The sequence below is a fragment of the Micromonospora sp. KC606 genome, from assembly GCF_004348675.1.
GTDB lineage: Bacteria > Actinomycetota > Actinomycetes > Mycobacteriales > Micromonosporaceae > Micromonospora.
The window spans coordinates 1-12,384 of sequence record NZ_SMKN01000162.1 but is presented as its reverse complement, the minus strand read 5'-3'; the positions used below and the strand labels follow the sequence as shown (position 1 = coordinate 12,384).

At 71.3% G+C, this 12,384-nt stretch carries 14 protein-coding genes and 1 pseudogene; 7 read left to right on the top strand and 8 right to left on the bottom strand.

The genetic code is table 11. The features are described 5' to 3' along the window. A pseudogene (locus tag E1193_RS23690) lies at positions 1–249 on the bottom strand (aminotransferase); the annotation flags it as partial. Between the two features lie 167 nt (positions 250–416). Here E1193_RS23690 and coxB point away from each other — a divergent pair. Next, a complete protein-coding gene (gene coxB / locus E1193_RS23685) occupies positions 417–1,385 on the top strand; it encodes a cytochrome c oxidase subunit II (RefSeq protein ID WP_132185388.1) in 969 nt (322 codons plus the stop codon). Positions 1,386–1,394: 9 nt separating this feature from the next. Then, positions 1,395–1,820, top strand: a complete 426-nt coding sequence (locus E1193_RS23680) for a cytochrome c oxidase subunit 4 (protein WP_132185387.1) — start codon at positions 1,395–1,397, stop codon at positions 1,818–1,820. 278 nt (positions 1,821–2,098) lie between these two features. Here E1193_RS23680 and E1193_RS23675 read toward each other — a convergent pair whose 3' ends face one another. The 4 genes from E1193_RS23675 to E1193_RS23660 all read right to left on the bottom strand — a co-directional run bounded on the left by E1193_RS23675 (position 2,099) and on the right by E1193_RS23660 (position 5,215). Continuing rightward, positions 2,099–2,308 (bottom strand): hypothetical protein, encoded by a 210-nt coding sequence (locus E1193_RS23675; RefSeq protein ID WP_132185386.1) that lies wholly within the window; start codon positions 2,306–2,308, stop codon positions 2,099–2,101. 147 nt (positions 2,309–2,455) lie between these two features. Continuing rightward, complete coding sequence (gene trpD / locus E1193_RS23670) at positions 2,456–3,502, bottom strand: anthranilate phosphoribosyltransferase (RefSeq protein WP_132185385.1); 1,047 nt, start codon at positions 3,500–3,502, stop codon at positions 2,456–2,458. Between the two features lie 90 nt (positions 3,503–3,592). Continuing rightward, positions 3,593–3,988, bottom strand: a complete 396-nt coding sequence (locus E1193_RS23665) for a response regulator (RefSeq protein WP_132185384.1) — start codon at positions 3,986–3,988, stop codon at positions 3,593–3,595. Positions 3,989–4,234: 246 nt separating this feature from the next. Beyond that, positions 4,235–5,215, bottom strand: a complete 981-nt coding sequence (locus E1193_RS23660) for a cytochrome c oxidase assembly protein (protein ID WP_243707851.1) — start codon at positions 5,213–5,215, stop codon at positions 4,235–4,237. 126 nt (positions 5,216–5,341) lie between these two features. On the opposite strand from E1193_RS23660, the gene E1193_RS23655 reads away from it, so the two are divergent. From E1193_RS23655 to E1193_RS23635, 5 genes are all read left to right on the top strand, one after another. Further along, positions 5,342–5,941, top strand: a complete 600-nt coding sequence (locus E1193_RS23655; protein ID WP_132185382.1) for a heme-copper oxidase subunit III — start codon at positions 5,342–5,344, stop codon at positions 5,939–5,941. Positions 5,942–6,013: 72 nt separating this feature from the next. Beyond that, a complete protein-coding gene (locus E1193_RS23650) occupies positions 6,014–6,847 on the top strand; it encodes a cytochrome c (protein ID WP_132185381.1) in 834 nt (277 codons plus the stop codon). A 67-nt stretch (positions 6,848–6,914) separates the two neighbouring features. Beyond that, positions 6,915–8,000: a Rieske 2Fe-2S domain-containing protein gene (locus E1193_RS23645; RefSeq protein ID WP_132185380.1), complete on the top strand. Its 1,086-nt coding sequence runs from the start codon at positions 6,915–6,917 to the stop codon at positions 7,998–8,000. Continuing rightward, positions 7,997–9,625 carry a cytochrome bc complex cytochrome b subunit gene (locus E1193_RS23640; protein WP_132185379.1) on the top strand — a complete coding sequence of 543 codons (1,629 nt, stop codon included), beginning with the start codon at positions 7,997–7,999 and terminating at the stop codon, positions 9,623–9,625. The genes E1193_RS23645 and E1193_RS23640 overlap by 4 nt, the downstream gene beginning before the upstream one ends. Before the next feature lie 155 nt (positions 9,626–9,780). Then, positions 9,781–10,476, top strand: a complete 696-nt coding sequence (locus tag E1193_RS23635) for a DUF4142 domain-containing protein (protein WP_132185378.1) — start codon at positions 9,781–9,783, stop codon at positions 10,474–10,476. 61 nt (positions 10,477–10,537) lie between these two features. Here E1193_RS23635 and E1193_RS23630 read toward each other — a convergent pair whose 3' ends face one another. The 3 genes from E1193_RS23630 to E1193_RS23620 all read right to left on the bottom strand — a co-directional run bounded on the left by E1193_RS23630 (position 10,538) and on the right by E1193_RS23620 (position 12,327). Beyond that, the gene (locus tag E1193_RS23630) at positions 10,538–10,825 is read right to left on the bottom strand and encodes an Lrp/AsnC ligand binding domain-containing protein (protein ID WP_132185377.1); all 288 of its coding nucleotides are present in this window, start codon (positions 10,823–10,825) and stop codon (positions 10,538–10,540) included. A gap of 96 nt (positions 10,826–10,921) precedes the next feature. Beyond that, the gene (locus E1193_RS23625) at positions 10,922–11,791 is read right to left on the bottom strand and encodes a sugar phosphate nucleotidyltransferase (RefSeq protein WP_132185376.1); all 870 of its coding nucleotides are present in this window, start codon (positions 11,789–11,791) and stop codon (positions 10,922–10,924) included. After that, on the bottom strand, positions 11,788–12,327 hold the full coding sequence (locus E1193_RS23620) for an NUDIX domain-containing protein (protein WP_132185375.1): 540 nt from the start codon (positions 12,325–12,327) through the stop codon (positions 11,788–11,790). Before E1193_RS23620 ends, E1193_RS23625 begins: the two co-directional genes overlap by 4 nt. Between the last annotated feature and the right edge of the window lie 57 nt (positions 12,328–12,384).

Sequence of the window (12,384 nt, the reverse complement as noted above, 5' to 3'; positions counted from 1 at the left end):
GCCCAGCACGGCGGAGTGCGCGGCGGTCGTACCGCTGGGGGTGAAGGAGAGTTCGTCGGCGCGGACACCGAGCGTCGCCGCGGTGGCCTCGCGCGCGGCGTCGAGGAGCTGCCGGGCGCGGCGGGCCTGCGTGTACAACCGGGCGGGGTCGGCCCAGCCGTCGTCGAGGGCGGCCAGCAGCGCCTGCCGGGCGACCGGGTGCAGCGGCGCGGCGGTGGCCGCGTCCAGGTAGACCGGGGTAGGGCTCACGGCCGCCACGCTATCGCGGCGGTATGCCCACGATCTCCCCGATGGGGGCGGACAGCTACCCCAAGACCGTCCAGCCCGTCATGGTCGAGTAATCTGCGACCGTCGGTGACGCCTTTGCCGTCGGTGCTCAGAGAAGCCACCGCGGCGCGCTAGGGAGGCAGGACCAGGTGGTCGCAAGGAGTTCGGAGGTACGGCCGTCGGCCGTACGGGACAGCGCTGCACCGCAGGCCGGTGGACGCCGGCGGCGCGGTGTTGGTCGGCTCGCCGGGCTCGGTCTCGGCGGAGCTGCGCTGCTGGTTCTGCTCACCGGGTGTGACGTCGGCCGGACGGTGGGCGGCTTCGGCTGGCCCCAGGGCGGCATCACGCCCGAGTCGCACCGCATGTACGACCTGTGGATCGCCTCCTGCATCGCCGCCCTCGCGGTCGGCGTCTTCGTGTGGGGCCTGATCTTCTGGTGCGTGGTGCGCTACCGCAAGCGCGGCAACGAGCTGCCGGTGCAGACCCGCTACAACATGCCGATGGAGTTCCTCTACACCATCGCGCCGATCCTGATCGTCTCGGTGCTCTTCTACTACACGGCGGTCGTGCAGACCGACGTGGTGCGGACGACGAAGAACCCGGACGTGACCGTCGAGGTCGTCGCCTTCAAGTGGAACTGGCAGTTCAACTACCGCGACGGCCAGGGCACCGAGGCCAACACCGTGGCTTCGACGCTGGGCACCAGCGAGGTCATCCCGGTCCTCGTGCTGCCGACCGACCGGTCGATCCGGTTCGAGGAGACCAGCCGCGACGTCATCCACTCGTTCTGGGTGCCGGAGCTGCTGTTCAAGCGGGACGTCATGCCGGGCAGCATCCGCAACGTCTTCGAGGTCTCCAAGATCGAGAGCGAGGGCGCGTACGTGGGCCGGTGCGCCGAGCTCTGCGGCAGCTACCACGCCTTCATGAACTTCGAGCTGCGGGTCGTCTCGCCGGAGAAGTTCGACCAGTTCCTCGCCGCCAAGCGGGACGGCAAGTCGACGCAGGAGGCGCTGACCGCCATCGGCGAGAACCCGTACGCGACGACCACCACGCCGTTCGAGACGCGGCGCAACACCGCCAACTTCAACCCCGACAACGTCTCGACCGGCGGAAACTGAGGTGCTGGCATGAAGACCGAGTGGCGTATCTTCCTGATCATCGCCGCGTTCCTCTTCGGCGCGACGATCCTCTACGGCGCCTGGACGTACGGTGACTCCGGCCAGGTCGAGTGGGTCGGCGCGGTGGCCCTGCTGCTGTCGTTCCTGCTCTGCTCGATGTGCGGGGGCTTCTTCTGGTTCGTCTCGCGCCGCATCGACCTGCGCCCCGAGGACCGACCGGACGGCGAGATCGCCGACGGCGCGGGCGAGATCGGCTTCTTCAGCCCGGGTAGCTACTGGCCGTTCGGCCTGGCGCTCGCCGCCGCGCTGGCCGGACTGGGCCTGGTGTACTGGCAGTTCTGGCTGCTGGGTGCGGGCCTGGTCGCGGTGATCTTCGCCGCGTGCGGGCTGCTCTTCGAGTACTACAGCGGCACCCGGCGCACCGCCGAGCACTGACGCACCGCTGCACCGGACGGCCCGCCTCCCCCGGGGGAGGCGGGCCGTCCGGTGTTCGGCGAGGCTGGCGACGGCGTCCTCGACTCGGCGTTCCGCCAGGACTTTTCGGGCTGATCGACGGCGCCGGGGAGGTAACCGCTCCGCCTGAGCTGCTGGACCAGCAGGTTGGGGGTGCGCCGGGCCAGGCCCGTGCGGGCCGGGTGGCCGGAGATCGGAGTGCGAACCCACCTGCAGCTACCGGGCACCGAGTCTGCCAGTGGCTGACCCGGTAGGTCACATCAGGCGGCGGGGCGCTGCGGGGGCCGGCGGCGGTGCCGCCGCCGGGTCAGGCGCGGGACGCGGACGGCGAGGGTGGCGACAAGCATCGCCGCACCGCAGCCGGTGCAGACCAGCTCGGGGCAGTCAGGGCCGTGCCCGTCCGCGCAGGGCGGCGTCTCGAACGGCCGGACGCCCTCGCAGGCGTCGCAGTACAGCTCGCGCTCCGACACGGGCGTCTCCTCTCGTTCCGGTCCACCGATCGTTCCGGGTCGGCCGACGGCGCTTCGCCTCCATCGGTGGAAACGGAGAACCACTCCCGGGTAGTTTCGCAGGCCCCTCCGACACCTCCGGCACGACGCCCCGGCAGGCGGGCTGGGTCAGAGGGTGCGGGCGAGGTCGATCCAGCGGTCCAGCACAGCGGCGGCGGCTCCGGAGTCGATCGACTCGGCGGCCCGGTCCATCCCCGCCCGCAGCGCCTCGGTCAGGTCGCCGTCGAGCGGGCCCTGGGTGGACAGGGCGGCGGCGGCGTTCACCAGGACCGCGTCGCGTACCGGGCCGGTCTCGCCGGCCAGCAGTCGACGGGCCACCTCGGCGTTGCGTGCCGCGTCGCCGCCGCGCAGGTCGGCCAGGGTGGCCCGGGGCACCCCGAGGTCCGCCGCGTCCAGTAGCGCCTCCCGGACGGTGCCCTGCTGGGCGACCCAGACGCGGGTCGGCGCGGCGGTGGTGAACTCGTCGAGCCCGTCCTCGCCGCGCAGCACCATGACCGAGTCGCCCCGGGCGGCGAAGACGGCGGCCATCACCGGCGCCATCCGGGCGTCGAAGCAACCGACCGCGCCGGCCCGGGGACGGCCCGGGTTGGTCAGCGGGCCGAGGAAGTTGAAGAAGGTGGGCACGCCGACCTCGCGCCGGACCGGCCCGGCGTGCCGCATGCCCGGGTGGAACCGGGGGGCGAAGCAGAAACCGATGCCGGCCTCCGCGACACATCGGGCGACCTGCTCGGGTGCCAGGTCCAGCGGGAGGCCGAGGAACTCCAGCAGGTCGGCGGCGCCGCAGGAGGAGGAGGCGGCCCGGTTGCCGTGCTTGACCACGGGGACGCCGGCGCCGGCGACGACCAGCGCGGTCATCGTGGAGATGTTCACCGTGTGGGCGAGGTCACCGCCGGTGCCCACCACGTCCACCGCCCGGCGGCGCAGTGCCTCGGGAAGGGCCACCTCGACCGAGCGGCCCAGCATCGCCTCGCCCAGTCCGGCCAGCTCGTCGGGAGTCTCACCCTTGGCGCGCAGCGCCACCGCGAAGCCGGCGATCTGGGCCGGGCTGGCCGCGCCGGTCATGATCTCGTCCATCGCCCAGGCGGTGTCGGCGGTGGAGAGGTGCTCACCGCGCAGCAGCGCGGTGAGCAGCAGCGGCCAGGACCGTTCGCCCATGGTGGGCCTCCCGAGCAGGCGTGGAATGCGGGTGGACGGATCCGGTCGCCCGCCACCGCGGGCACCCGGCGCCGCCGGGGGACTCGTCGGTCAGGCTGCGGCGTGCGTACGCAGCAGTTCGGCGACCGTGGCGCCGGTGGTCACCGGGTCGAGCGGGTGCACCAGCGTGGCGTCGACCTCGGCGAACGCGGCGAGCCACCGGTCGGCCGCCCGTGCGATCACCACGCAGGTCGGCGGGGCGTCTTCCCGGTCGTCCTTGATCTGGCGGGCGATCCCGATGCCGCCGCCCGGGCTGGCCTCGCCGTCGAGGAGCATCAGGTCGATCTCGTACTCGTCGACCAGCCGGACGCACTGCGCGTAGTCGGACGCCTCGACGAACTCGACCCGCAGGTCGGGCGCGGGGCGGGTGCCGACGGCCAGCCGCATCCGGTCACGGACCTGCGGGTCGTCGCTGTAGAGCAGGACGGTGCACTGACGATCGCTCATCGCTGGACTGGCTCCCACCTCGTAGCTGCCGCAGGCGATCGTACCGCCCGGTGTGGCGTACCTGACATCCCGCCCACCACCGGCCGTCCGGTCCGCCGTCCGGTCCGCCGTCCGGTCCGCCGCCCGGCACGCCGGACGGAGCAGCCGTGCCGGGCCGGGGATCGACTCCGTCTGCCGCAACCTGCGGCAACCGCCCTGGCGGACACCGCGACCTGCGGCACCTGGAGTCGAGGCCCGCCGGACGGGTCAGGCCGGGGCGCCGGGGGCCGGGGCGCCGGCTGCGACGCCGGACGCGGCGGTGTCGGTGGCGCGTTCGCGGGCCTCCTGACGGTCCAGCTCACGGTCGAGCCGGCGGGCCTCCCGCTCGGACTGCCGGACCCACTGCAGGACCAGCACCGCGAGCATGGTCACGCTGACGAACTCGCCGCCGGCCCAGAGCACCCCGCCGGCCACCACCTGGTCGTCCCACGGGTTCGACCAGGAGAGGTTGAGCGAGGGGTACCAGTCGCCGCCGAAGAGGGTGGTGCTCTGCATGACGGTCAGCCCGAGCACCGTGTGGAACGGCACGGAGAGCACCATCAGCAGCGCCCGGGCCGGGTACGGCCAGCGGCCGGGCAGCGGGTCGAGGCCGAGCAGCGGCCAGAAGAACACGCAGCCGGTGGCGATGAAGTGCGCGTGCACCAGCTCGTGCGCCCAGGCGTGTTCGAGGGTGTAGCGGTAGAGGTCGGTGAAGTAGAGCACGAACGGGTTCACCACGAAGATGGCGAACGCCACCAGCGGGAAGCTGTAGATCCGCGCGATCCGGCTGTGCACCACCGCCAGCAGCCGCCTGCGCGGGCGGACCGGCAGCGTACGCAGGGCGAGGGTGACCGGCGCGCCCAGAGCCAGGAAGATCGGCGAGACCATGGCGAGCACCATGTGCTGGACCATGTGCACCGACAGCAGCGTGGTGTCGTACGCGCCCAGCCCGCTGAGCGTGACCGCGGCGATGCCGCCGAGCCCGGGTCCGAGGAAGCAGACCGTCCGGACCACCGGCCAGCGATCGCCGCGCAACCGCAGCCGGTAGACGCCGTAGAGGTGGAGACCGGCGGCCAGCAGCAGGCCGAGGGTCAGCCAGCTGTCGAGCTGGATCTCGGTGAAGACCCGGGCGACGGTGAACGGCGGCGGGACGGCCTCGCCTCCGGCGGCCAGCGCGCCCGTGGGGCCCGCCGGGGTGGCGGCGAAGATCGAATCGACGTGCAGCACGCTTTTCAGGCTAGGCCAGGCGAACCGGACCCTCACGATCGGGCCATCCCTGACCTGGGTTTGGCCCCCCGCTGATCGCCCACGCCGGTGAACGGCAATAATGACCGCGTGACTGCGGCCCCAGCCATTGACAAGAGCCGGATCCACTCCCTGACACGACCCAACATGGTCAGTGTCGGAACGATCGTGTGGCTCTCCAGCGAACTCATGTTCTTCGCGGCACTGTTCGCGATGTACTTCTCGATCCGCGCGGCGGCACCCGAGCAGTGGGCGGAGCACACCCCGCACCTGAACATCCCGTACGCGACGACGTTCACGGTGATCCTGGTGCTCTCGTCGATCACCTGCCAGCTCGGTGTCTTCGCGGCCGAGAAGGGTGACGTCCACGCCCTGCGGCGCTGGTTCACGATCACCTTCGTGATGGGCCTGATCTTCGTCCTCGGCCAGGTGAACGAGTACCGCGAGCTGGTGCACGCGGGCGTGAAGATCAACGAAGACGGGTACGGGTCGATGTTCTACCTGACCACCGGCTTCCACGGCCTGCACGTGACCGGCGGTCTCGTCGCCTTCATCATCTTCATGATCCGCACGACCATGGGCCGGTTCACCCCGGCGCAGGCGACCTCGGCGATCGTCGTGTCGTACTACTGGCACTTCGTCGACGTCGTGTGGATCGGGCTCTACGGCATGATCTACTGGCTTCAGTGATCTTGGCGCGTCACGAACCGCGCCGCTGCTCCGTCCCCTGAGACAAGGTCCAACCGGTTAAGGACACAGGTCATGACTTCTGACAACGACCGCCGACGCGGTCTGCTCGCGCGGCTGCGCGGGCGGCCCGCAGCGCGCAGCAGGGGCCGCCGCAGGCTGGGCGCCGCGCTCCGGCTGATCGCCGCGCTGACGCTGGCCGGCGGCGCCTACACCGTCTTCGCCCCCGGCGTGCAGGCGCAGGAGAACCCGCCGCTGACCGGCGCCGCGGCCGAGGGCAAGGCGCTGTTCGACGTGAGCTGCGTTACCTGCCACGGTCGCAACGCGCAGGGTGTCGAAGGTCGTGGCCCGAGCCTGATCGGTGTCGGCGCCGCGTCGGTGGACTTCCAGGTCAGCACCGGCCGCATGCCGATGGCCCGCCAGGAGGCCCAGGCCATGCGCAAGCCCCCGGTCTTCACCGACGAGCAGGTGCGCCAGCTCGCCCAGTACATCCAGGAACTCGGCGGCGGCCCGGAGGTCCCCGAGGGCAACCTGCGCGAGGGCGCGAACCTTGCCACCGGTGGTGAGTTGTTCCGGATCAACTGCTCGCAGTGCCACGCCTTCGGCGGTGGCGGCGGCGCGCTGTCCTCCGGCAAGTTCGCCCCGAGCCTGCACCCGGCCAGCGACCGGCAGATCTACGCCGCGATGCTGAGCGGCCCGCAGAACATGCCGGTCTTCGGTGACAACCAGATCACTCCGGAGCAGAAGGCGGACATCATCGCCTACATCCAGGAGACGCTGAAGCACGACCAGGACCAGGGCGGTTTCAACCTGGGCCGGTACGGCCCGTCGACCGAGGGTCTGGCGATCTTCCTGGTCGGCGTTGTCGCGCTGGTCTTCGCGAGCCTGTGGATTGCGGGCAAGTCGTGACCGGGCGGATCATTCGTTTCAGTGCTGTGGTGCCGGGCTGTGGCACCACCCGTAGCGAGGTGACGGCATGAGCACCCACACCGAGCACCCGGCCCCGCAGGGCCGGCAGCCGCTCGACGTGCTGGACCCCCGGGTGTCCCGCTTCGACATCGTCCTGGAGGGCGCGCGCCGGGACGACATCGAGATCGTCCACTACGAGCCGCAGGTCGTCCCGGGCAGCAAGGCCGAACGCCGGCTGACCCGTACGGTCGCCTCGTTCTTCCTGCTCACCGGCCTGGCCGCGACCGCCTTCCTGGTCATCTACATCTGGTGGCCGTGGCAGTGGGAGCCCGGCCGTGGCGGCGACAAGTACTACACCCCGCTGCTCGGTCTGACCCTGGGCGTCGCCCTGCTCGGCATCGGCTTCGGCATCCTCACCTGGGGCAAGAAGCTGCTGCCGAAGGAGGTCTCGATCCAGGACCGGCACGACCAGCCCGGTGCGCCCGAGGACCGCAAGATCACCGGCGAGACCATGCTGTACCTGGCCGACGAGATGGGCGTGCGGCGCCGGCCGCTGCTCGGCGTCTCCCTGGTCGCCGGCCTGCTGCCGGTGGGCGCGGTCGCCGCGGCCCCGCTGGTCGGTGGCCTGATCTCGCAGCCGCACAAGAACAACCAGATGTTCACCACGGGCTTCGCGCCGGCAGACGGCCACAAGGTCCGGCTGGTCCGTGAGGACGGCCGGCCGATTCGTCCGGCCGACATCAGCGCCGGTGGCCAGCTCACCGTCTTCCCCGGCATCGAGCACGGGGTGAGCAACCGGCACGCCGACTCGCCGACGCTGCTGATCCACCTGCGCGAGTCGGACGCGGTGGCGTCCCGCGAGGCCAACGCCCGGGTGGGCCACGGCGACTACATGTGGGGCAACTACGCCGCGTTCTCGAAGATCTGCACCCACGCCGGCTGCCCGGCGAGCCTGTACGAGCAGCAGACGAACCGCCTGCTCTGCCCGTGCCACCAGTCGCAGTTCCTGATCACCGACAACGCCCGGCCCGTCTTCGGCCCGGCCAGCCGTCGGCTGCCGCAACTGCCGATCGAGGTGGACGAAGAGGGCTTCTTCGTGGCGAAGTCCGACTACACCGAAACCGTCGGCCCCGACTTCTGGGAGCGGCCATGAAGCGCCGAAAGTTTGACGTAGCAGCGGTGCCGGCCAAGACCGCCGGTGCGGTGGACGACCGCTTCCAGGTGGCCACCCCGCTGCGCAAGCTGCTCAACAAGGTCTTCCCGGACCACTGGTCCTTCCTGCTCGGCGAGATCGCGCTCTTCTCGTTCGTCGTGCTGCTGCTGACCGGTGTCTTCCTGACCTTCTTCTTCGAGCCGGCGATGACCGAGGTGGTCTACAACGGCAGCTACGCCCCGCTGCGGGGCACGCCGATGTCCGCCGCGTACGCCTCCAGCCTGGACATCTCCTTCGATGTCCGCGGTGGGCTGATCATGCGTCAGATGCACCACTGGTCGGCGCTGCTGTTCATGGCCTCGATCGTCGTGCACATGCTCCGGGTCTTCTTCACCGGCGCGTTCCGCAAGCCGCGCGAGACGAACTGGATCATCGGCTCGCTGCTGTTCTGGGTCGGCTTCCTGGCCGGCTTCACCGGCTACTCGCTGCCGGACGACGGCCTGTCCGGCACCGGTCTGCGGATCGCCTCGGCGATCATGCTGTCGATCCCGGTGATCGGCTCCTGGCTCACCTCGTCGATCTTCGACGGGGAGTTCCCGGGCACCATCATCATCAGCCGGTTCTACATCGCCCACGTGCTGCTCATCCCGGGTCTGCTGGTCGCGCTGATCAGCGTCCACCTGGGCCTGGTGTTCAAGCAGAAGCACACCCAGTGGCCCGGCCCCGGCCGAACCAACGAGAACGTCGTCGGCGAGCGGATGTTCCCGCGTTACGCGCTCAAGCAGGGCGGCTTCTTCATGGTCGTCTTCGGCGTGATCGCACTGATGGGCGGTCTGTTCCAGATCAACCCGATCTGGTACTTCGGCCCGTACGAGGCCTGGGTGGTCTCGGCCGCCAGCCAGCCCGACTGGTACGTCATGTTCCTCGACGGCTCGACCCGCCTCATGCCGGCCTGGGAGATCCACATTCCGATCGGCGACGGGTACGTCATCCCGCCGCTGTTCTGGCCGACGGTGGTGCTGCCCGGCATCCTGGTGGGGATATCCCTGCTGTACCCGTTCCTGGAGGCCCGGCACCTCAAGGATCGCAAGCACCACAACCTGCTCCAGCGCCCCCGGGACGTCCCGGCCCGGACGGCTGCCGGTGCGATGGCGGTCACCTTCTTCGTGGTGCTGACGCTCTCGGGCGCCAACGACGTGATCGCGGACAAGTTCCTCATCAGCCTCAACGCGATGACCTGGGCGGGTCGGATCGGTCTGCTGATCCTTCCGCCGCTGGCCTACTACGTCACGTACCGGCTCTGCCTCGGTCTCCAGCAGCACGACCGGGAGGTGCTGGCCCACGGCGTGGAGACCGGTATCATCCGGCGCCTGCCGGACGGCCGGTTCGTCGAGGTCCACCAGCCGCTGGCCTCCGGCGACGGCCACGACGGGCACGCGGAGCTGGACTACGTCGGCTGGGTGGTGCCGAAGAAGATGAACCGGCTCGGGGCCCTCGGCCCGGCCATCCGGGGCTTCTTCTACCCGATGGAGAGGCCGGCCGAGGCGCCGGTCTCGCCGGGGCACCCGCCGGTCGAGCCCCGTGCCGAGCGCGAGGAGATCGGCAGCGGCGAGAGCCGTCGCTGATCGACCCGTTTGACCGTGGCGCCCGCCGGAAGCTTCCGGCGGGCGCCACGTCCGTTCCCACCCGGTCGTCCTGGCCGCCCCCGACGGGTGGAAAAGCAGGAATAACCCCCGTCAGCCGGGTATCCGTGCGGTCCAACGGAAACGGGGAGGAAAACATGTGGGGTATCAAACGCCTGGGACTACTGGCCGCCCTGGTGCTGGTCGGCCTGGCACCGGCCGCGGCGGCGCAGGCAGCGGCGCAGCCGTCACAGCAGGACACGCAGTACCTGCAAGCGCTGCACCAGGTGAACCTGTTCGAAATCACCACGGGTGACCTGGCCCAGCAGAAGGGCCAGAACGCCGACGTGAAGCGGCTCGGCGAGATGTTCAAGACCGACCACACCCAGCTGGACCAGACGGTGCAGAGCACCGCGCAGCAGTTGAACGTGACCCTGCCGGGGGAGCCCACCGCCGACCAGCAGCAGGTCATCGACCAGCTGAACAGTGCCAGCGGCGCCGAGTTCGACCGGGCGTGGGTGACGGCACAGCTGGCCGGTCACGTCCAGGCCATCCAGGCCACCCAGACCGAGATTTCGCAGGGCTCCGAGCAGTCGGTGATCCAGCTGGCCCAGGACGCGCTGCCGGTCCTGCAGGCCCACTACGACGAGCTGGTGGCCCTGGCCCAGCAGCTGGGCATCCCGGTCCCGGAGGCGACCGGAACCGCGACCCCGGGCGCCACGACACCGGCTCCGGGTGGCACCACCGAGTCGCCGGCTCCGGGTGGCACCACCGAGTCGCCGGCTCCGGGTGGCACCACCGAGTCGCCGGCTCCGGGCGGCACCACCGAGTCGCCGGCTCCGGGCAACAGCTGACGTCACGGCACGTTTACGGCCGGTCCGCCCCTGAGGCGGACCGGCCGTCGCGCGTACGGGGTCAGTCGGCGTTCGCGAGACCGATCGCGAACGCCTCCTCCAGGTCGTGCTGGGAGTACGCGCGGAACGCGATGTGCGACTCTGTGTTGATCACGCCGGGCACCTTGGAGATGCGGCCGGCGATGACCTCGGCGATCTGGTCGAACTCCCGAACCCGGACGATGGCGATCAGGTCGACGTGCCCGGCCACCGAGTAGACCTCGCTGACGCCCGGCAGGTCAGCCAGGGCCTCGGCCACCTCGGGGATCGAGTCGGTGGCGCAGTCGATCAGGACGATCGAGGTGATCACTGGACGATTCTCCGTTCGTCGACGTCGTGGCTCATGCTAGATGCTCGCCCGGCCGCGCGAACCGGGACCGGTTGGCGGGCCTGCCTGCCCGCCGGTTCAGGACGCCGGCACGGTCAGCCCGCCACCGGCCCGGATCACGTCGCGCAGCCGCTCACCCGCCCCGACGGTCGCGTTCGGCCAGACCACCGTCCGCTCCACGTCGCCCCGGACAACCGCTCCCGTCCCGACCACCGCCCGGCTCACCCGGCCCGTCACCGTGGCCCCCGGAGCGACCAGGGCGCCGTCGCCGGCCGCGTGCAGGTTGGCCGCCAGGTAGTCGCGCGGGGTGCCGGTGTCGTAGAAGGCCCCCAGGTAGGTCACCACCTCCAGCGCGCCCGCCGCCTCCGCCGGCCGCCAGACCGCCCGGACCAGGTCGCCGAAGGTTGCCGGGAGTGCCCGGACCAGCCGCCAGGGCAGCAGCGAGAACCCGGTGAACAGGTGGCCGCTGAACGTGCCGGGGACGGTCGGGTCGGCGGCCGGCTGCCCCAGCAGCCGTACGCCGTGACCGTCCCAGCCGTCCAGCAGCGCGGCGACGTCCGGGCCGGCAGTGGCGTGCGGGTCGGCGAGGTAGGCGTCGGCGTTGCCGACCAGCACGCCGCGCCCGTCGATCCAGTCCCGCAGGTTACCCAGACCACCCGCGGTGCCGAGCGGTGCCGCCGGCTCCACCGAGAGGTGGGCCCGTCCGCCGACGTGGGCGACCACCTGGTCGGCCAGGTAACAGGCGTTCACCGCGACCCGCCCGGGGCCGGTCAGGCCCAGCCCGGCGAGCCGGTCCAGTGCCCGGTCCAGCAGCGGGACGTTGCCGACCGGGCAGAGGGCCTTCGGTACCCGCTCGGTCAGCGGTCGGAGCCGGGTACCCTCGCCAGCCGCGAGAACCACCGCGCAGACCCCCGGGTACGCCTCGCCGGGGTGGGCGGGGCTCGTCACGCCGTGGGCCGTCCGGTGGGCGGCACCTGCCCGGCCACCGGGCCGATGCCGTAGTGACCGAGGAGGAAGGCGGTGGCCCGGCTGAGCCGGGGCAGGTCGTCCAACGGGTGCCAGGCGGCCTCGAAGACCTCCGCGCCGTCCACCGTCAGTTCGGTGGTCGACGCCGGCACCTCGGCCTCGAAGACCATGTCCACCCAGCCCTTGGCGTGCACCAGCGCGTTCGGCACGGCCGGACGGAGCCGGTCGGGGGGCAGCCGGATGCCGGATTCCTCGTACAACTCGCGGGCGGCGCCGACGACCGGGGGCTCGGCCCGTTGGAGCAGACCGGCCGGGAGCGTCCAGCTGTAGCCGGGCGGTTGGCGCAGCAGTAGGAGGCGGCCGGCCCCCTCGGCCTCGCTGTCCCGGACGAGGGTGACCGCGCCGACGACGTACTTCGGCACGGCCAGCCGGACCAGTCGACGCCGCAGCGTCACGGGCAGGCGGTAGAAGACCTTGTAGGCGACGGCCCGTCCGGTGGCGCGCGAGCGGGGGATCATGGGTCCAGGCTAGGCCGTCCGCCCTGCTCCGTCATGCCAGCCCCCACCCCGGGCCCC